This is a genomic window from Paenibacillus sp. CF095, from assembly GCF_900101225.1.
Taxonomy (GTDB): Bacteria; Bacillota; Bacilli; order Paenibacillales; family Paenibacillaceae; genus Paenibacillus.
In genome coordinates, this window is sequence record NZ_FMZN01000001.1 from 1339581 (window position 1) to 1359243 (window position 19663).

Consider the following 19663-nt stretch of genomic DNA (forward strand, 5'->3'; position numbering starts at 1 on the left):
ATGTTGAACATTGGTAAATATACGTTTGAGTCCAGATTGTTGCTCGGAACAGGCAAGTTTTCGGATCTGGAAGTGCAAAGTCAGGCTGTGGAAGCATCTGAAACGGAAGTTTTAACCTTTGCTGTTCGTCGTCTGAATCTGGAGGAGCGCAACCAGAAGCATTTCCTGGATACATTGGATCTGGACAAATACACTCTTCTTCCGAATACGGCTGGAGCATCCAATGCGGAAGAGGCGGTGCGAATTGCCGAGCTTGCGCGGGCGTCAGGACTTTGTGATATGATAAAAGTCGAAGTCATCGGAGATGGAATGACGTTACTCCCAGATCCGATTGAAACGTACAAGGCTTGTGAAATTTTGCTTGAAAAGGGCTTCACTGTATTGCCTTATATTTCAGATGATGTCATTCTGGCCAAAAGGCTGCAATTGCTTGGCGTACATGCTGTAATGCCTGGCGCTTCTCCTATCGGAGCTGGCAGAGGCATCATCAATCCCTATAACCTTGAGATCATCATTGAGCAGGCTGTTGTACCTGTAATTGTGGATGCAGGATTGCGCTCCCCCAAAGATGCTGCTTATGCGATGGAACTTGGTGCAGCTGGCGTATTGTTAAATACAGCCGTATCCGGATCAGGGGATCCAGTGAGCATGGCTAAGGCGATGAGATTGGGGGTAGAGGCAGGTAGGCTGGCTTATGAGGCAGGCATGATTCCCGTAAAGCGTTACGCAGCAGCCAGTAGTCCGGTGGAAGGAATGGTTCATACATGATAAATCAACAATCAACATCCTCGGAGCAGGCCGATCGGTATTCCAGACAGGAACGTTATGCGCCACTTGGCAAGGAAGGTCAGGCCAGATTAAAGGGCAGCAGAGTTTTAATCGTTGGTGCTGGCGCACTGGGAACAGGAATCGCAGAAACGTTAGTTCGTTCAGGAGTTGGACACTTAACAATTGTGGATCGTGATTATGTGGAGTGGAGTAACCTGCAGCGACAGCAATTATATGTAGAACAGGACGCGATTGAACGGATGCCGAAGGCGATGGCAGCGGAAAAACGGTTATCTGCCATTAATTCCACGGTTCATGTGGAAGGGAAAGTGTTGGATGTCAGAGTAGATGAATTGGAAGAACTCGTTCAGCATACCGACTTGATCATGGATGCAACGGATAACTTTGATACGCGATTACTCATTAACGATATGGCACAGAAACACCGTATTCCCTGGATTTATGGTGGATGCGTAGGTAGTTACGGCATCACCTATACGTTTATGCCTGGAGATACGCCATGTTTAAATTGTTTGCTGGGTGAAGTCCCTCTGGGAGGAGATACATGTGATACGTCTGGTATCATACCTCAAGCGGTACAGATGGTAACGGCAAATCAGACAGCAGAAGCGATGAAGTTACTTAGTGGCAATGCCAATGCATTGAGACGTAAGTTATTGTCATTTGACGTGTGGAGGAACGAATACATATCCATCAATGTGGATGGTGCGAAAAAGCAAGACTGTCCTTCCTGCGGCACTTCGGCAACATATCCATATCTTTCTGCGTCCAATCTGGAGAAAACCGATGTGTTATGTGGCAGGGACACCGTTCAGATCCGACCTGCACGGCGTATGAATCTGGATCTTCTACATACGGCGGAACGTCTGAACAGGCTTCAAGAAGGAAAAGTGGAATCCAATCCGTTTCTGGTTTCTTTTACAACAGGAGTCCATAGAATGGTTATTTTCCAAGATGGACGTGTCCTCGTACACGGAACAAAAGACACAGCTGAAGCACGTACGCTCGTCCATCGCTACTTTGGTTAAAGCAAGAAAGAAGCAAAGTCTGTTCCCTTGAGGGAATGGACTTTTTCATTTTACGGCATGCTATCTGTACCAACCATTGCTGCGAGCAGTGGGGATAGAGACAGGCCGGGTGAAAAAGAGTGAAAACAGTCATTTTGCTGATTGGAGCAGGAGAACAGGTCAGCCTAATTCAGGATATTTTATGTAGCGAAGGGTATGAGGTGCAACGAATGAAGTGGTCCCAACTAAACCAATCCGTCGAGCCTTCGTTGCTGCATATTAAACTGATCATCCTGGTAGACCGGGAAGAGGGAAATGAACATTGTGGCCAGGATCAGAAATTAGAGTTAAAACGATGGGTAGATAAGGGTCAGGTTATACCTCTACTGGTTATTACTTCAAATGCATCTCCTCAGTTCATCGTGGAATGGCTGGATTACGGAGCTAATGACGTGATGGAGGAACCGATCCACTTAACCGTGATGCTTGCCAGAATACGAAATTTATTGCGTGTTTTTGCGAATGCAACACCAGAGGGTGAGGAAGTAATTGTAGTTCATGATCTTAAAGTCAATTTGCGTTCAAGAAGGGTAAGTCGTACGGGTGAATACCTGACATTAACGCCAAAAGAGTACGAATTGCTGGAATTCCTGGCCCTGCATGTAAATGAAGCATGTACCCGGAGTGATATTTTGCGGGAAGTATGGGGATATGAGTATGCGATGGATACCAACGTTGTGGATGTGTATATCAAACATCTAAGGGTTAAGGTGGATAAGGGAAGAAGTGTGAAACTGATTCATACGGTGCGTGGGATCGGTTACATGCTTCATGATAAAAATTAGATGTATCACCGAATTCCATGAAACTCCAGTTTAGACTGTGGCGAAAAAAGGGTAAATAAAAAGACCGGAACATATCGTCCGGCCTTTACTTATTAGCAATATATAATTCTAAAGTACACGACGAGCTTTAACATACGTTCTCTTCCAAGTACCAGAGTCCAGATCAGAGAGGGTTACGCCTGGAGATCCATACGTATGCAGAATCTTACCATTTCCCGCATAAACACCTACGTGAGTGACATTAGAACCGGTAGACCGGCTACCACTTGAGAAGAATACCAGATCTCCGACACGCAGATTAGCTTTAGACACAGCTTTACCTTCTTTGGATTGTTTCACGGAAGTGCGCGGCAAATCTACACCATACTTTTTGAAAATATATTTCATAAAAGAAGAACAGTCAAAAACTTTGGTTGTTGATGTTGAAGCACCAAATTTATATGGAGTTCCAGTAAATTGTTTACCATAGTTAACAATCTGTTGACCTGTGGATACAGAAGCAGTTGCTGCCTGTGCAACAGGTGCGTTAGTCATTAATACAGCTCCAAAACCTAGTGTAGCGCACAACCCGACGGTTACGGCCTTTTGGACAAAGATGTTTGTTTTCATGTTAGTTAGTACCTCCAAAATTCGTTTTCGTTAAGTTGCTAGAGCGAGTATAACAGCTTTGTAACAGCCTAGAAATTGGATAGGGAAGTGTAATCCCTTGCGCCACAATGGTTTGGGTATGTTTATTAAAATATGATTAAAAATGTCAAAAAATTAATCATTGACGGACGAAGAATAAAGATGAAACAACAAAGACCCTTGAATATCAAGGGTCTTTGTTATGTGTGAACCTATTTTCTTCATTCAATCACTGGTTACAAAAACGTAATAAATAACTATGAAGCATACGAATAGATTCAATCTTTGCTCTGAATAATCAGTAATAAGCCACTATCAATAGTGACTGTACCGGAGGAGCCTAAGAGCTTGTTGCTTACACCCAAGGATTGTCCCATGCGAATGGTGGCTTGATCTAGCGGATACATAAAACCATCTAGAGTTATTCCTGCAACTTCATGAGTCAAGGGCAGCAGAGAAACATATTTATAGTCTCGGTGTTCAACCACAGCTTTGGATGTGGTCAGTGTCATATAGTTGTGTTTGTCCTGAATGGCACAGGAGATATGATGTTGCATCGCGCGAACCATGATATGTACATTAGCGAGAGTGTGATCCATACGTGTACCTGTAGCACCTAACATTAAGATGTGAGAAGGTTCGTAATCTAGCGCTGTCTCAAAAGCCATTTCTGTATCAGTAAGATCCTTATGAACAGGGTCACATGTAATGAACCGAATGCTATTGTTGCTTACAATGATACGTTCCTCTTCAGTAATGGAGTCGAAGTCTCCAACTGCAATGTGAGGCTGAATGCCGTGTTCAATTAAAAATAATGCACCGCGATCGGCCGCGATGATCATATCATCTTCTCGTATTTCCTGAAGTAATTCTACAGATAAGTTTCCGCCTGTAAAAATAACTATCCGTTTCACCGTCATTTTATTTCATCCTTCCTAATTCAGAGAAAAATAGTTCATTGTTCAAATATAATGTTGGAACCTGTACAAATATATTCACCAAACCAGTATAATCCACAAAATGTGGTTGCACAATTTCAGTGCTCGCGGATACAATGGGTAGAGCGACATGGAGATGACTTGAAAAGTGAGGTTTGAACAGGTTGGACTTACACATTTTTGAAGTATTCAGCATTATAGGCACTATCGCATTTGCAATGTCCGGTGCCTTCGTAGCAATGGAAGAGGAGTATGACATTCTGGGTGTACTAGTGCTTGGACTTGTCACGGCATTCGGAGGCGGGATTATCCGGAATGTACTTATAGGTATACCTGTAACGACACTGTGGAGTCAGGGATCACTTATTATGTTAGCCTTAGTATCTGTAGCGATTGCGTTTATATTGCCTCTCAAGTGGATTAGTCACTGGAAGCGAACAGAGGCGTTGTTTGATGCAATCGGACTCGCAGCATTTGCAATTCAAGGGGCGCTGTACGCGGCGAACATGGGACATCCTATTAGCGCAGTTATCGTTGCAGCAGTAATGACCGGTATTGGTGGAGGCGTTATTCGTGATGTGCTTGCGGGACGTAAACCGCTTGTATTGCGTGACGAAATTTATGCTGTATGGGCAATGACAGCCGGTTTTGTTATAGGTATGGGTTGGTTAACAACGAATGCCGGATTATTATTTTGTTTCGCGGCCGTTGTGTTCTTCCGGATGTGTTCAGTACATTATAAATGGAAACTGCCACGTCGTTCGTTGGTGCCATCTGAGACCGGGAACGTCACTCCTCAGCCGGAGAGCATTGTGACACAGCCAACATCGTCGGTACTGCAAGGTACGTTAAGCAAGGGGGATTAATATGATTAATGTTTTGTTTGTATGTCTGGGCAATATATGTAGATCACCAATGGCTGAAGCCGTTTTGCGTCACAAAGTCCTGGAGAAGGGGCTTGAACACCAGATTCGTGTGGACTCAGCGGGTACAGGGGACTGGCATGTTGGTAAACCTCCGCATGAAGGGACTCGAAAATTGCTGGATTCGTACCAGATTTCTTATGCCAACATGGCAGCAAGACAGTTCGCCAGCGAAGACTTTACTCAATTTGATTACATTGTGTGTATGGACAATTCCAATGCAGATAATGTGCGCAACGTTCCAGGCGGAGCTGAGGCGGACATCATCAAGTTCATGGACATGCTTCCCGAGGAAAAACTCAGAGAAGTACCTGACCCGTATTACACAGGCAATTTTGAAGAGGTGTACGAGCTGGTTAACGCAGGCTGCGATGTTCTGTTGAGAAAGATTGAAGCGGAACATTCCTTAGCTTAAAAAGTAAACGAAATTCATGCTTAATTTGTAATCGGGCAAAGAAGCAGGATTAGAGCACTTAAAGCAAGCAGGATATCCTGCTTCTTTTTCAGATTACAATTGTAAGCGGTATCATTAAAATGAAAAACAATAGCGGCATTTCAGCCGCCTGTTAATGTGGTCCTTTTATCTCTCCTGGAGAAAATAAAGTAATGCTTCGGGCAATTCCTTCTGCCAAAAGCCCCATTGGTGTTTTCCGTCTTTCTCTTGATAGGAGACGAGGGCACCACGTTTTTCCAGCAATTCTCGAGTATCCCGGTTTAATTGAACAAAATCATACGTACCGGTATCTGCCTTAAAGGCAGTTTCCTGTAAACCAACGATCATCCAGATCGAGAGCCAAGACAGATCTTCAGCTGCGGCATAGATTTCTTGTGAAGCGGAGTAGAAGGCACCAGACATGCTGATGACACGTGTGAACAGATCCGGATATAACAGAGCAAGATGAAGCGAAACACTGCCACCAAGCGAGTCTCCGGCAAGAATGCGTTCCTGCGGAGAACGGCGCACAGGATATTTCTCTTCTATATAGGGAATAATCTCTTCAGCGAAGCAAGCGGTATATGCCTTGAACCGATCTCCGAATGGAGCATATTCCTGCGTTCTCACAGACACATCGACCTGAACCCCTACAATAATGAAAGGTTCGGCTCCTTCGTCCAGAATAATTTGGTTAGCTGTTGTAGCAATTCGTCCGAAATTAAAAAATTCTTCGCCATCCTGACAATATACGACAGGGTAGCTAAGTAATTCGTTATAGCCCGGAGGGAGGTAAATACGGAGCGTTCGCTTCTCTCCGAGATAGCGACTTTCAATCTCTTCCTTCACAATCGTGCGTTTCAAATAGCGGGAATCCGTCATAAAACGTCACCTTTCTCGGTTAATTTTTTGCATTCGACCGCGCAATACGGTAAGATTACCCTTGTGCGGGGTTAGGTCAAACACGCAATCATGTATTATGCTGTTATACCAATATTAATCCCCTGTTATACATACAATCCGGCAGGAAACATAAAAAAATTACGGATTTCTTTGACGTATGGAGTGAAACAGGTGTATAATAATATTATAACAGCGGAACTTGATATTCAAATTTTTTGTTGAGGTGAAGAAAAAAATGAGCAAGGTTCCTTATGAAGTGTATACAGAGGATGTAGAAGCTCTGTCCGTGCTGTCTCCTGACGGCGAAATTGTTAACAAAGACATGATGCCTACACTTTCCGATGATCAATTAAAAGAAATTATGTACCGCATGGTATTTACCCGTACTTGGGATGACCGTGCAGTAAACCTGGGCCGTCAAGGTCGTCTTGGTTTTTATGCTCCAGTATCTGGTCAAGAAGCTACAATGGTTGGTAGTGAATTTGCAATTGAAAAAGAAGACTTTGTATGTCCTGGCTATCGTGACATTCCGCAACTCGTATGGCATGGACTTCCTCTTTATCAAGCATTCTTGTACTCCCGTGGACACCAACATGGTGGACAAATTCCAGATGGCGTTAATGTATTGATGCCACAAATCATCATTGGTGCACAAATTCTGCATGCAATGGGTATCGCTATGGGTTACAAATTGAAGAAACAAAAACAAGTTGTTATCACGTACACAGGTGATGGCGGTTCTTCTGAAGGTGACTTCTATGAAGGTCTGAACTACGCTGGTGTATACAAACTGCCTGTTATCTTCTTCGTACAAAACAATGGTTATGCCATCACAACTCCTTTTGCTAAACAAACAGCAGCTCTGTCCATCGCTCACAAAGCGGTAGCAGCAGGTATCAAAGGTGTTAAAGTTGACGGTATGGACATCTTCGCTGTTATCAAAGCTGTTCAGGAAGCTGCTGAGCGTGGACGTAACGGAGAAGGCGCAACATTGATCGAAGCAGTAACATATCGTTTCCGTCCTCACTCCCTTTCGGATGATGCTTCCAAGTATCGTACAAAAGAAGAAGAGGCAGAATGGTCTGCTAAAGATCCTATCGCACGTTTCGCTAAATATCTTGAGAAAAAAGGTCTTTGGACTGAAGAAGATACAGCACGTGTGAAAGAAGAAGCAAAAGCTAAAGTGAATGAAGAGATCAAAAAAGCGGAAAAAACCGAGAAAATGACGATTTCAGGCTTGATCGACAGCATGTTCGAACAAACGCCTAAGCACTTGGAAGAGCAAAAAGCTGATTTCCAATAAGTTTTTTCCGATAAAGCATAAACATCCGTGACTTTAATGTCCCGGTATACATGTACGAATTCAAATGTGAACTGTCAATGTTTAAGGAGGAAATGAAGCAAATGGCACAAATGAACATGAAAGAAGCAATCCGTGATGCGCTTCGCGTGGAGTTGAAACGTGATCCTAACGTTCTGCTTTTCGGTGAAGACGTAGGTAATGTAGGCGGCGTTTTCCGTGTAACGGAAGGTCTGCAAAAAGAGTTTGGCGAAGAGCGTGTATTTGATACACCACTGGCTGAGTCCGCTATTGGTGGTCTGGCTGTAGGTCTGGGTGTACAAGGCTTCCGTCCGGTTGCTGAGATCCAATTCGTTGGTTTTATCTTCGAAGCCCTTGACCAAATGGTAGTGCAAGCTGCTCGTATGCGTTTCCGCTCCGGTGGAAAATACAATTCTCCAATCGTATTCCGTACACCATTCGGTGGCGGTGTAAAAGCGGCAGAATTGCATACAGATTCCCTGGAAGGTCTGCTCACGCAAACACCAGGTATCAAAGTCGTTGTTCCTTCTAACCCTTACGATGCAAAAGGACTGATGATCGCTTCTATTCGCGATAACGATCCTGTATTCTTCATGGAGCACTTGAACTTGTACCATGCTTTCCGTGCAGAAGTGCCTGAAGAAGATTACGTTGTTGAGTTGGGTAAAGCGAACGTTGTTCGTGAAGGTTCTGATGTAACAATCATTACTTACGGTATGATGGTTCACACTTCTGTGAAAGCAGCAGATGAACTCGAAAAACAAGGAATCAAAGTTGAAGTTATCGACCTTCGTACGGTTAGCCCGATCGACATCGATACTATCGTTGCTTCCGTTAAGAAAACAAACCGTGCAATTGTTGTACAGGAAGCTCAAAAGAGCGCAGGTGTTGCAGCTGAAGTCATTGCCCAAATCAATGAAAAAGCAATCCTGCACTTGGAAGCACCGGTTCTGCGTGTAGCTGGTCCGGACACTGTATATCCATTTGCACAAATCGAAGATACATGGCTGCCTAACCCGGCGCGTATCGTTGCTGCGGTTAACAAAGTCGTAAATTTCTAATTTAATCATCTGACATGCCGCAAGGCGCAGTATGGTGATTCACACCGCAGCGCAAGCTGCACTGTAAACAGCCATTAGCCCCTTGAGTAACAGTTATTTGCATTAGCAGTAACAGTTGTTTCTTGGAGTTAAGGGTTGTTTTCAGGATTGAGCACATAATCAAGGAGGTTTTTCAGTTGGCTAAATTTGAATATAAATTCCCTGAATTGGGCGAAGGCCTGCACGAAGGCGAAATCATCAAGATGCACATCAAAGTCGGTGACAAAGTAACTGACGACGACATCATCATGGAAGTACAGAACGACAAAGCGGTTGTAGAAGTACCTTGCCCGGTTAACGGAACAGTTACAGAAGTATTCGCTAAAGACGGTCAAGTCTGCCATGTTGGTGAAGTTGTAGCGATCATCGATGCAGAAGGCGAACTTCCTGAGCAAGACGACGCTCCTGCTGGTGATCAAGGCGAGCAAGAGAAAGATGCAGCTCAAGGCGGAGCTGACACAAGCGGTTCTTCTGCAGCAGCTTCCAGCTCGGATGCAGCTAAAGAAGGCGGCAACAACAGCGTTCCGGCAGTACCTGCCAAAGACGTTCTGGCAACACCAAGCGTGCGTAAATTTGCTCGCGAACAAGGTGTAGACATCGCACAGGTTAACGGCACTGGCAACAACGGTAAAGTAACCAAAGAAGATGTTGAATCCTTCAAAAACGGTGGCGGTTCTTCCGCAGCGGCATCTTCCGAAGCTCCGGCTCAAGAAGAGAAAAAATCCGCAGCACCAGCAGCGGCTGCAGCTGATCAATACCTTGAAGAAGAGCGCGTACCATTCAAAGGTATCCGTAAAGCAATCTCTAATGCGATGGTTAAATCGGCTTACACAGCACCTCACGTTACAATCATGGACGAAGTGGACGTAACTGAATTGGTTGCTTTCCGTACTCGCATGAAACCAATTGCAGAGAAAAAAGGAACAAAAGTTACTTATCTGCCATTCATCGTTAAAGCACTGGTTGCGGCTTCCCGCCAATTCCCGGCTCTGAACGCTATGATTGATGAAGAAGCTAACGAAATTGTTTACAAAAAATACTACAACATCGGTATCGCTACAGATACAGACAACGGCTTGATCGTTCCTGTTATCAAAGATGCTGATCGTAAATCCATCTGGATGATTGCTGATTCTATCCGTGATTTGGCTGCTCGTGGTCGTGAGGGCAAATTGAGCGCGAATGAAATGAGAGGAAGCACAATCTCCATCAGTAACATCGGTTCTGCTGGCGGTATGTTCTTCACTCCAATCATCAACTTCCCTGAAGTTGCTATTCTCGGAACAGGACGCATCAGCGAAAAAGCAGTGATCAAAAACGGCGAAGTAGTTGCAGCACCTGTAATGGCTCTTTCCCTGAGCTTTGACCACCGTATCATCGATGGCGCAACAGCACAAAACTTTATGAATTACATTAAACAGCTGCTCGCTAACCCTGAGCTGCTTGTTATGGAGGTGTAAGATATGGTAGTAGGCGACGCTTCTCTCAATATCGACACATTAGTAATTGGTGCGGGTCCTGGCGGCTATGTAGCTGCCATCCGCGCTGCTCAACTGGGCCAAAGCGTATTGATCGTAGACAAATCCGAACTGGGCGGTGTTTGTTTGAACCGTGGATGTATTCCATCCAAAGCCCTGATCTCTGCTGCACACCAATATGAGTCTGCACTTCACGGTGAAGCTTTTGGTATCTCTGCTGAGAACGTAAAAGTGGACTTCAGCAAAACTCAAGAGTTCAAAAACGGCGTTGTTAAGAAAATGACTGGCGGCGTAGCTGGTTTGCTCAAAGGCAATAAAGTTGAAGTTTTCAACGGTGAGTGCATGTTCATCAACGAAAACGAAGCTCGTGTATTCAATGACCACGAGTCTCCACGTTACAAATTTAAAAATGCAATTATTGCAACAGGTTCCCGTCCAATCGAACTGAAACCTTTCCCGTTTGGCGGACGCATTCTGTCTTCGACAGAAGCTCTGAACTTGCCTGAAGTACCAAAAAGCATGATCGTTATCGGTGGCGGATATATCGGTGCTGAGCTTGGTCAAATGTACTCCAAATTCGGTGCAAAAGTAACAATCATCGAAGGTTTGGATACAGTACTGCCAGGTTTCGATAAAGACATGACTAGCCTCGTGGCTAAAAACATGAAGAAAACAGGCATCGAAATCGTAACGGGTGCAAAAGCTGAAAGTGCTGAGCAAACGGATAAAGATGTAACTGTTAAGTACTCTGTAAATGGTGAGTCCAAAGAAGTAACTGCAGATTACCTGCTGGTAACTGTTGGACGTCGTCCAAACACAGATGGAGAACTGGGTCTCGACATGATTGGTGTTGACGTTGACGAGCGTGGATTTGTCAAAGTTGACCACCAAGGTCGTACCAGCATTCCTCACATCTTTGCTATCGGTGACATCGTATCAGGCTTGGCTCTGGCACACAAAGCTTCTTATGAAGGTAAAGTGGCTGCTGAAGCAATCGCAGGACAACCATCTGTAGTTGACTACAAATGTATGCCAGCTGTTGTGTTCACAGATCCAGAGTGTTCCAGCGTAGGTTACACTGAAAAAGAAGCTAAAGAAAAAGGTTACAAAGTAAAAGCAGGCAAGTTCCCTTATGCGGGTAACGGCCGTGCTGTATCTTTGAACCACGCTGAAGGCTTCGTGAAAATCGTAGCTGACGAAGAAAGTGGCCTTGTATTGGGTTGCCAAATCGTAGGTCTGGAAGCTTCCAACCTGATTGCTGAGCTTGGTTTGGCAATTGAGATGGGCGCAACTTTGGAAGATCTGGCTCTTACAATTCACGCTCACCCAACTTTGGGCGAAATCGTGATGGAAGCTGCGGAATTGGTTATGGGTCACCCGATCCACATCATCTCCCGTTAAGATCATCTAGGCTTCGGATCCGTCCGGCATTATACGTATATCAGAAGAGACGAATGACGTTAACGCGTTATTCGTCTCTTTTTTTCTGAGCAAAAGCTGAGAAATTCAAGATGCTAGTGTGTATGATATGATGAAAAGCTACACGCTCAAAAGTTTCCCTGAATTGATTTTATCCAACAACACAATTGTGGTACACTGTAGTAATGATCAGTTATGATGTGGCTCCAAGCCAATCACGGTCTATGTAATTAGTATTGAAGTTAAACTAATCTTTTACACGAGAACGTAGAGGACAGAAAGAACCTGAAGAAGCGGAGTGTTCGCCTTTATCCCCGGATTTTACCTTTTGAAAAGGAAATCAAAAAAATCTGGGGATAACAGCGATCGGAAGGTTGTTCTGTCATCGGAGTGGTAAGTGTAAATATTCTTTAGTGAGGGGATATCAACATGAAAAACTATCTCGATTTATTACAGGATATTCTAAACAACGGCGTGCATAAAGGAGACCGTACAGGAACAGGAACACAATCTGTATTTGGCAGACAGCTCCGTTATGATCTCTCCGAAGGGTTTCCGCTGGTAACAACCAAACGAATTCATCTCAAATCGGTTATTCATGAACTGTTGTGGTTTTTGAGTGGCGATACCAATATATCTTATCTGAAAGAAAACGGTGTGAAGATCTGGGACGATTGGGCGGACGAAAATGGGGATCTCGGTCCGGTATACGGCTCGCAGTGGCGCACATGGGAAGCGCCAAACGGAGAAAAAATTGATCAGATCGCCGCAGTCATTGATTCGATTAAAAATAATCCGGATTCACGTCGTCACCTTGTCAGCGCATGGAATGTGGCTGAGATCAACAATATGAAGCTTCCACCTTGTCATTTTGCGTTTCAGTTTTACGTTGCAGAGGGTAAATTATCATGTATGCTTACGATGCGTTCTGTGGATACGTTCCTCGGGTTGCCGTTTAACATCGCGAGTTATGCGCTCTTGACTCATATGATCGCTCAGCAATGTGATCTTGAGGTGGGTGATTTCATCTGGTCTGGAGGGGATGTTCACATCTACTCTAACCATGTCGACCAGGTCAAAACGCAGTTGGAGCGTGAACCTTATGCTTTACCTAAGCTGGTAATCAAGCGTAAGCCGAATTCTATTTTTGATTATAAGTTTGAAGACTTTGAGTTTGAGAACTATCAGCATCATCCGGGCATTAAAGCTCCAATTGCAGTCTAATTATGTGTTCAATCTCGATAAGAGACTTGGATTGAAGGAGTGTATTACCCTTGAGTATTGAATTGGTATGGGCAATGGGGGAGAACGGTGTGATCGGATTAAACAATTCGATTCCATGGCGTTTACCCAAAGATATGGCCTTTTTCAAACAACGTACGTTAAACAAAACAATTATCATGGGACGTAACACGTGGGAATCTTTTGGTGGTAAGCCGCTTCCTCAGCGCCGTAATATCGTAGTGACAAGAGATCTGAACTACAAGGTGGAACAGGCTGAAATCGTACATACGATTGAAGAGGGTCTGAGTGTAACCAAAGGTGAGGAACTGTGCGTAATTGGGGGTTCCCAAGTGTATCGTGAGTTCCTGCCACTTGCAGATCGTCTTGTGGTGACCAAAATTCATGAGAATTTTGAGGGAGATACGTTTTTTCCTGAAGTGGATTGGTCCGAATGGGAACTCATTGAACAGATTGAAGGCGAACAGGATGAGAAAAATGTTCATGCGTATACTTTTGAATTTTATGAACGTAAACGGTAAATATGGCATAAGAAATTCCTGACTTCGGTCGTATTTGTATGATGAGAGGCGCTGATTGCGAAATATTCGTGAACAGCGTCTTTTCTTTTATAAAAAAAGAGTCACTTGTTTAAATTGATATACATATAACATTAATGTAACATTATAAATTGGTATTTATGTATAATATACATACGGCCAAGCATTGAACAGTAAAAAAGTGTAAAAGTTTTGAGGTTTTAACGTTGTGAAGCCTTAAAACGAGTCTGATATTCGGAATTGAGAACGATTTATAGCAAAATATGTTGGATTTGATGACAAATTATCTGACATTCACTTAACGTTTCGACCTTTTATTTCTTTAACAAACATCAGATTTCGCATTTCAAAACCACATTTAACACCAAAATAAGGGTATTGACCATGGGTAGACTTGAAAGATATGATGTATAAAATACAAATAATTATGCGGATAATCCATTTAATATTCAGCACAGTAAATGCTACTATAATTGAAATATCTTCGAGAAGATTTTGTGATACAATAGACAAAAACTCAAGTAATGAGTAATCCATTTCATATAGAACCATGCACATGAAGGGATTAAGACAAGAACGGATGGGGGAAAACGTAAGATGTCTACACCTACTGGATTTATGGAATACAAACGTCAACTGCCAGCGGATCGTGAGCCAGCGGAGCGGATCAAGGATTGGGAAGAGTTTCATAAACATATGGCAGAAGAAGAACTCAGAACACAAGGTGCACGATGCATGGATTGTGGTACCCCGTATTGCCATACAGGTATAGATATGATTGGCGGCACGTCAGGTTGCCCTGTGCATAACCTGATTCCGGAATGGAATAATCTTGTATATCGCGGACTGTGGAGAGAAGCACTTGAGCGCCTTCACAAAACGAATAATTTCCCAGAGTTTACAGGTCGCGTCTGTCCAGCTCCTTGTGAAGGATCATGTACAGTTGGCTTAATTGGTCAGCCTGTAACCATCAAAACGATCGAAGAAGCAATTATTGAAAAAGGTTTCGAAGAAGGATGGGTCGTTCCCCAACCTCCTGAAAAACGTACGGGTAAACGTGTAGCTGTGGTAGGTTCAGGTCCAGCGGGATTAGCTACTGCGGCTCAGTTGAATAAAGCAGGACACTCGGTAACGGTATATGAGCGTTCGGACCGTGTCGGCGGATTGCTGATGTACGGTATCCCAACGATGAAATTGGATAAAAAAGTAGTTCAACGTCGTGTTGATCTGCTCGAAGCAGAAGGCGTTCAATTCATTACAAACACCGAGATCGGTAAAGATATTGCAGCACAACAACTGGTGGATGAATATGACGCTGTTGTATTGTGCGGTGGTGCAACCAAGCCGCGTGAATTCAATATTGAAGGCAGCGACTTGAAGGGCGTTCATTATGCAATGGATTTCCTAAATGGCAGCATTAAGAGTTATCTGGACTCCAACCTGGAAGATGGTCAATATCTGTCCGCTAAAGATAAAGATATTATCGTCATTGGTGGCGGTGATACAGGATCTGACTGTGTGGCTACATCGCTGCGCCATGGTTGTCGTACGATCACTCAATTCGGTACGCATACACAAGCGCCTATGGAACGGGATCGCATTAACAACCCTTGGCCGCAATTCCCGAACGTATACACACTTGATTATGCGCAAGAGGAAGCCAAAGCGTTGTTTGGTCAAGATCCGCGTGAGTTCTCCATCATGACAACAAAATTTGTCGGAGACGATGAGGGGAACCTCAAAGAATTGCATACAGTACAGATCGAGCGTATTGTGGATGAGACTGGTCGCAAGATTTATCAGCCGATTCCAGGTACAGAGCGTGTATTCCCGGCTCAGATGGCCATGATTGCCATTGGTTTTGATGGACCGGAACAAACGTTGGTAGAGCAACTGGGACTTGCAACAGATCGTCGTACAAACGTTAAGGCACGTTACGGCAAATACAACACCAATGTGGATAAAGTATTTGCAGCAGGTGACATGCGTCGTGGTCAAAGCTTGGTTGTATGGGCAATTAATGAAGGCCGTGAGGCTGCTCGTGAAGTGGACAAATACTTGATGGGTGCTTCGGTTCTGGTGTAAAAGTATAGAACAAGATATCAATGACAACCTTCGCGATTAGCGAGGGTTGTTTGCTGTTATTTTAACCAAGTTGACTATATATTTCATCTAAGTGTGAGCAATATCATTGCTTTTTAAGTGATAAAGATTTATTATTATATTATAATTATTATAAATAAGGATTCAGTGAAACCCAGAATCGGTAAGATAAAAGTAAAATTTAATGAATATAAACCGGAGGTGCGACCTGCTATGGCAAGTAACCGGGACAAGTCCATTTCAGAACAGATCTTTCACATTAAAAATCAATTGGTTGAAAAAGGATATAAGTTAACACAACAACGGGAAGTTACTGTACGTGTATTGCTTGAACATGAAAAGGATCATTTCAGCGCAGAGGAAGTATTTCTCCTGGTTAAGGAGCAGTTCCCTGAGATTGGATTGGCTACCGTATACCGCACTCTCGAACTGCTGAGTGACCTTCAGGTCGTTGAAAAGATTAACTTTGGTGACGGCGCTGCGCGCTTTGATTTGCGAAGTACAGACGGTTCCCATCACCACCATCATTTGATCTGTACAGAATGTGGTAAAGTAGAAGAGATTATGGAAGATGGTCTGCTTCGTTTGGAACAACAAATCGAACGTCAGTATGGCTTTGCTGTTACGGATCATCGTCTGGATTTCCAGGGTGTATGCAAAGAGTGCAGACAAAAACATGTATTAAAGGAACAGGCAGCAGGATAATTCATTTCGGGAAGGTGCTCCCGAATCCAAAATCTGATATAATGAGTTTCAGAAGCAAGGGGCTTCCGTCGGCGGAATGCCCCTTTTTGCCGTCATGCGGACGGTGAAGGAGGAGAGATGGACGGATGAAGACACTGGTTATAGCGGAAAAACCCGACATGGGTCGAACCATTGCCGCCGTCATAGAACCAAAGGCCAAGAACAATCGCACGTATCTCGAGGGTGAACATTACATCATCACATGGGCGATAGGGCATTTGCTTGGACTGGCTGAACCGGATGCCTATGATACAAAGTACAAGCGCTGGAATATAGCGGACCTGCCGATCATACCCGATCAGTTCAAGATTGTACCCAATCCGAGGACAAAAGATCAGCTCAAAATGATTGGAGAACTGGCAAAACGGGCTTCAGCGATCGTTAATGCTTGCGATGCAGGGAGAGAAGGTCAGTACATCTTCGCCCTCATACAACAGCAATTGAAGCTGCGTCAACCTGTAAAGCGTTTATGGATATCGGATTTGACGGCAGAGAGCATTAGACGTGGTTTTGATGGTCTGAAGGATGCCTCTGAATTTGAAAATTTGACCCATGCTGCTCGCGCCAGAAGTGAAGCTGATTGGCTGATTGGGATGAATGCCTCGCGGGCGTTTACAACCCGTCATAATGCTTTGTTGTCTGTAGGTCGTGTGCAGACGCCAGTACTCGCGCTAATCTACGATCGGGAAATAGAGATTGAAGCGTTCCAGTCACAGACCTTTTATGAAGTAGCCGCCTGGTTTCGGCAGGAAGGTGTCGAGTACCGGGGACTGTGTCAGGGAGATAAATTGACCGATGCGGAGGCAGCAGAGGCCATTGCAGCCAGTGTGAAGGGCAAGACAGGGCAGATTACCAAATACGAAGCAAAGCAGACGAAGGAGTATCCGTATCGTTTGTATGACCTGACCCTTTTACAGCGTGAAGCCAATGCCAAGTTCGGATATGGTGCCAAAAAAACACTGGATATTGCACAGGCCTTGTATGAAAAACACAAGGTAATTTCGTATCCGCGGACAAACTCTAACTATGTTACTGAACAGAATATTGAAGGTATGCACAAAACACTAAACCTGCTTAAAAATGGTACCTATAGTGAGCTTGCGCAAGGGGCCAAGCCAGAGCTTGTTCATAAGAATAATAAAGGGGTATGTAATCCGAGCAGGGTTGAGGATCACCATGCGATCCTACCTACTTTGAAGCGACCAGGTACCTTATCCAAGGATGAGCAGAACATCTATGATTTGATTGTCAGACGATTCTTGTCTCACTTTTATCCTCCGGCGGAGTATAAGCAACATACCGTGCTCACCGAAGTGGAGAAACATCAGTTTAAGACATCTGTCAAAGAGCTGCTGTCCCTCGGATGGAAAGTGGTTCTCGGTTCTGGAGATCAGGAACAGGGCGGTGCAGGCAAAAAGAAGACTAAGAAAAACGGCAATGAGGAAGAGGAAGCAGAAGAGTGGACGGACAAGGCTTTTACTGTACAACCTGAATTGCCTGTTCAATGTACGAAGAGTGAGTTTAAGGAGAAGGCGACCCAGCCTCCCAAAAGTTATACCGAGGGAACATTGCTGAAAGCGATGGAAAGTGCAGGCAAGCAGATCGAGAATGAAGAGCTGCGAGATGCGATGAAAGATAGTGGTCTGGGTACTCCGGCTACACGTGCGGCTACAATTGAACGCCTCAAAAACGTGGGTTACATTACGCTGCAAGGGAAGAAAATGCAGTTAACGCTCAAAGGCAGAACAGCTATTGAGTTGATTCGCCGTGCGGGTGTAGATCTGTTAACTTCACCTGAGATGACCGGGCAATGGGAAAGAAGGTTATATCAGATTTCCAAAGGTGAGGCGGGTCAGGACAAGTTCATGGAGAACGTCAAGAAATTCACCTTGTCCATCATTGAGAAAGTGCGTGTACAAGCTCCTGCTCCAGCAGATGCTTTTGGAGAAGATTCACGGGCAGGCAGGGGGAAAGGTAAAGGAGCAAGAACCCAGGCCGGCAATACAAGGACATCTGCCAAGACAGCTAGTAGCGGTTCGACTGTAAAAACGTCCCGTCAGACTTCGGCATCTTCATCGAGAGCCGGCAGTGGGAAAAGTGCGGCCACCAAGGCGCCGTCTTCTAGTGCGAGTCCATCGGGAGTGAGAGAGATACTGGCACCTTGTCCTTCTCCTGGCTGCACGGGTCAGATTATAGAGGGCAAGAAGGGTTATGGATGCTCACGTTTCAAGGAAGGCTGTTCGTTTGTAGTTTGGAAAGAGTATGCGGGCAAAAAAATCACCAGTACGATGTTAAAATCGCTGATTGAGAAGGGCAGTACCCAGGTACTGTCGTTCAAACGAAAAGACGGGAGTACAGTGAAGGCACGTATTATTTTGCAAGATGTGGTAACAGGCAAGTTATCTGGTGAGAAACAGGATGCTTGATGTTAGTCATCATAAAGTAAAAGGACCCTTATCCAAGGGTCCTTTTTTGTTGCTGCTGTTGTATATTTTCGTGTATGACTTTTGGTACCTCTTCCAGTGCAGTGATGGTATACATCGATGTTTCCGGATTAGGTTGAAGTTCTACGATGTTGTATTGCCATTCATTTGGTTGTTTGATATATATGCTGTGAATTCCGGCTTTTACCGCGGGCATAATGTCTGTCCGCAGTGAGTTACCGATCATCCACGTTGCACGACGATCAAACGGACCATTAGACAGAATGCCTTCCAGTGCCTCGACGTTTTTGTGTTGTCGGATATAGATCCGATCATCAAAATAAGCCGAGAGTTTCATCTGATCAATCTTGCGCTGCTGAATCACGGTTTCGCCGCCGGTATATAAGTAGAGGGAATGTCCAGCACCTTTGAGGTTCTCAAGAGTTTCAACCATATGAGGGTAGGGTTCAACCTCCTGGTCGTACACACTCATACCCAACTTGCTCAGATAGGACTCTTCTCTGGGAGAAGTTAATCTGTTGAACTTTCCAGAGAAGTAACGATAGGTATCAATCAGGGATTGCGGGAAATGATGACTTGCAAAACCAAGCTTGTTCACTCCGGTTACATCGATCTCCAGCTGTTTTTCTCGAATCTCTTGTGTTGTCAGAGAATGTCCATCAAACCACTCTTGCATATTCTCAAAGAATTCTCCCAAAATCAGGTTGAAGTACTTGTTGCAATATACAAGTGTATCATCAAGGTCAAACAAAATATGTTGTTTCATTATTTTCATGATCTAACTCACTCCTTGTAGCCAGTAACTCCA

Annotated in this window: 18 protein-coding genes; 14 read left to right on the plus strand and 4 right to left on the minus strand. The window is 44.3% G+C overall.

Annotated elements, in window-relative coordinates:
* The 3 genes from BLS69_RS05940 to BLS69_RS05950 all read left to right on the plus strand — a co-directional run bounded on the left by BLS69_RS05940 (position 1) and on the right by BLS69_RS05950 (position 2641).
* Entirely contained in the window at positions 1-768 is a 768-nt protein-coding gene (locus BLS69_RS05940; RefSeq protein ID WP_091034847.1) for a thiazole synthase, read from the plus strand.
* Positions 765-1817, plus strand: a complete 1053-nt coding sequence (locus BLS69_RS05945; protein ID WP_091029362.1) for a ThiF family adenylyltransferase — start codon at positions 765-767, stop codon at positions 1815-1817. The genes BLS69_RS05940 and BLS69_RS05945 overlap by 4 nt, the downstream gene beginning before the upstream one ends.
* Positions 1818-1936: 119 nt before the next feature.
* Positions 1937-2641, plus strand: coding sequence for a response regulator transcription factor (locus BLS69_RS05950; RefSeq protein WP_091029364.1), 705 nt, complete (start codon positions 1937-1939; stop codon positions 2639-2641).
* Positions 2642-2749: 108 nt separating this feature from the next.
* Here the strand turns inward: BLS69_RS05950 and BLS69_RS05955 are convergent, their stop codons facing one another.
* Complete coding sequence (locus tag BLS69_RS05955; protein WP_091029367.1) at positions 2750-3250, minus strand: C40 family peptidase; 501 nt, start codon at positions 3248-3250, stop codon at positions 2750-2752.
* Between the two features lie 296 nt (positions 3251-3546).
* Positions 3547-4188, minus strand: coding sequence for a thiamine diphosphokinase (locus tag BLS69_RS05960; RefSeq protein ID WP_091029368.1), 642 nt, complete (start codon positions 4186-4188; stop codon positions 3547-3549).
* 182 nt (positions 4189-4370) lie between these two features.
* On the opposite strand from BLS69_RS05960, the gene BLS69_RS05965 reads away from it, so the two are divergent.
* Together BLS69_RS05965 and BLS69_RS05970 are read left to right on the plus strand one after the other, a co-directional pair.
* Entirely contained in the window at positions 4371-5072 is a 702-nt protein-coding gene (locus BLS69_RS05965; RefSeq protein WP_091029371.1) for a trimeric intracellular cation channel family protein, read from the plus strand.
* Position 5073: 1 nt separating this feature from the next.
* Entirely contained in the window at positions 5074-5544 is a 471-nt protein-coding gene (locus tag BLS69_RS05970; protein WP_091029372.1) for a low molecular weight protein-tyrosine-phosphatase, read from the plus strand.
* A gap of 165 nt (positions 5545-5709) precedes the next feature.
* On the opposite strand, the gene BLS69_RS05975 is transcribed toward BLS69_RS05970, so the two are convergent.
* Positions 5710-6444 carry an alpha/beta hydrolase gene (locus BLS69_RS05975; RefSeq protein ID WP_091029375.1) on the minus strand — a complete coding sequence of 245 codons (735 nt, stop codon included), beginning with the start codon at positions 6442-6444 and terminating at the stop codon, positions 5710-5712.
* Positions 6445-6700: 256 nt separating this feature from the next.
* On the opposite strand from BLS69_RS05975, the gene pdhA reads away from it, so the two are divergent.
* From pdhA to BLS69_RS06020, 9 genes are all read left to right on the plus strand, one after another.
* Positions 6701-7768 carry a pyruvate dehydrogenase (acetyl-transferring) E1 component subunit alpha gene (gene pdhA / locus BLS69_RS05980; protein WP_017688072.1) on the plus strand — a complete coding sequence of 356 codons (1068 nt, stop codon included), beginning with the start codon at positions 6701-6703 and terminating at the stop codon, positions 7766-7768.
* Positions 7769-7869: 101 nt separating this feature from the next.
* Positions 7870-8847 (plus strand): alpha-ketoacid dehydrogenase subunit beta, encoded by a 978-nt coding sequence (locus BLS69_RS05985; RefSeq protein WP_076210115.1) that lies wholly within the window; start codon positions 7870-7872, stop codon positions 8845-8847.
* 176 nt (positions 8848-9023) lie between these two features.
* Positions 9024-10346: a dihydrolipoamide acetyltransferase family protein gene (locus BLS69_RS05990; protein WP_091029377.1), complete on the plus strand. Its 1323-nt coding sequence runs from the start codon at positions 9024-9026 to the stop codon at positions 10344-10346.
* A gap of 3 nt (positions 10347-10349) precedes the next feature.
* On the plus strand, positions 10350-11765 hold the full coding sequence (lpdA, locus tag BLS69_RS05995) for a dihydrolipoyl dehydrogenase (protein ID WP_036613658.1): 1416 nt from the start codon (positions 10350-10352) through the stop codon (positions 11763-11765).
* Between the two features lie 447 nt (positions 11766-12212).
* Complete coding sequence (thyA, locus tag BLS69_RS06000; protein ID WP_091029380.1) at positions 12213-13007, plus strand: thymidylate synthase; 795 nt, start codon at positions 12213-12215, stop codon at positions 13005-13007.
* Positions 13008-13057: 50 nt separating this feature from the next.
* Positions 13058-13546, plus strand: a complete 489-nt coding sequence (locus BLS69_RS06005; protein ID WP_036613663.1) for a dihydrofolate reductase — start codon at positions 13058-13060, stop codon at positions 13544-13546.
* Positions 13547-14161: 615 nt separating this feature from the next.
* On the plus strand, positions 14162-15649 hold the full coding sequence (locus BLS69_RS06010) for a glutamate synthase subunit beta (RefSeq protein ID WP_091029382.1): 1488 nt from the start codon (positions 14162-14164) through the stop codon (positions 15647-15649).
* A gap of 231 nt (positions 15650-15880) precedes the next feature.
* Positions 15881-16372, plus strand: coding sequence for a ferric iron uptake transcriptional regulator (locus tag BLS69_RS06015; RefSeq protein ID WP_036613667.1), 492 nt, complete (start codon positions 15881-15883; stop codon positions 16370-16372).
* 125 nt (positions 16373-16497) lie between these two features.
* Positions 16498-18837: a type IA DNA topoisomerase gene (locus tag BLS69_RS06020; RefSeq protein WP_091029385.1), complete on the plus strand. Its 2340-nt coding sequence runs from the start codon at positions 16498-16500 to the stop codon at positions 18835-18837.
* A 28-nt stretch (positions 18838-18865) separates the two neighbouring features.
* On the opposite strand, the gene BLS69_RS06025 is transcribed toward BLS69_RS06020, so the two are convergent.
* A complete protein-coding gene (locus BLS69_RS06025; RefSeq protein ID WP_091029388.1) occupies positions 18866-19630 on the minus strand; it encodes an HAD family hydrolase in 765 nt (254 codons plus the stop codon).
* Positions 19631-19663 lie beyond the last annotated feature (33 nt).

What these genes read in the sequence shown, in the direction of transcription:
- BLS69_RS05975 (WP_091029375.1), bottom strand. Translation starts at nt 6,444, where the DNA reads ATGACGGATTCCCGCTATTTGAAACGCACGATTGTGAAGGAAGAGATT.
- thyA (WP_091029380.1), top strand. Translation starts at nt 12,213, where the DNA reads ATGAAAAACTATCTCGATTTATTACAGGATATTCTAAACAACGGCGTG.
- pdhA (WP_017688072.1), top strand. Translation starts at nt 6,701, where the DNA reads ATGAGCAAGGTTCCTTATGAAGTGTATACAGAGGATGTAGAAGCTCTG.
- BLS69_RS06010 (WP_091029382.1), top strand. Translation starts at nt 14,162, where the DNA reads ATGTCTACACCTACTGGATTTATGGAATACAAACGTCAACTGCCAGCG.
- BLS69_RS06020 (WP_091029385.1), top strand. Translation starts at nt 16,498, where the DNA reads ATGAAGACACTGGTTATAGCGGAAAAACCCGACATGGGTCGAACCATT.
- BLS69_RS05940 (WP_091034847.1), top strand. Translation starts at nt 1, where the DNA reads ATGTTGAACATTGGTAAATATACGTTTGAGTCCAGATTGTTGCTCGGA.
- BLS69_RS05985 (WP_076210115.1), top strand. Translation starts at nt 7,870, where the DNA reads ATGGCACAAATGAACATGAAAGAAGCAATCCGTGATGCGCTTCGCGTG.
- BLS69_RS06025 (WP_091029388.1), bottom strand. Translation starts at nt 19,630, where the DNA reads ATGAAAATAATGAAACAACATATTTTGTTTGACCTTGATGATACACTT.
- BLS69_RS05945 (WP_091029362.1), top strand. Translation starts at nt 765, where the DNA reads ATGATAAATCAACAATCAACATCCTCGGAGCAGGCCGATCGGTATTCC.
- BLS69_RS06015 (WP_036613667.1), top strand. Translation starts at nt 15,881, where the DNA reads ATGGCAAGTAACCGGGACAAGTCCATTTCAGAACAGATCTTTCACATT.
- BLS69_RS05960 (WP_091029368.1), bottom strand. Translation starts at nt 4,188, where the DNA reads ATGACGGTGAAACGGATAGTTATTTTTACAGGCGGAAACTTATCTGTA.
- BLS69_RS05970 (WP_091029372.1), top strand. Translation starts at nt 5,074, where the DNA reads ATGATTAATGTTTTGTTTGTATGTCTGGGCAATATATGTAGATCACCA.
- BLS69_RS05955 (WP_091029367.1), bottom strand. Translation starts at nt 3,250, where the DNA reads ATGAAAACAAACATCTTTGTCCAAAAGGCCGTAACCGTCGGGTTGTGC.
- lpdA (WP_036613658.1), top strand. Translation starts at nt 10,350, where the DNA reads ATGGTAGTAGGCGACGCTTCTCTCAATATCGACACATTAGTAATTGGT.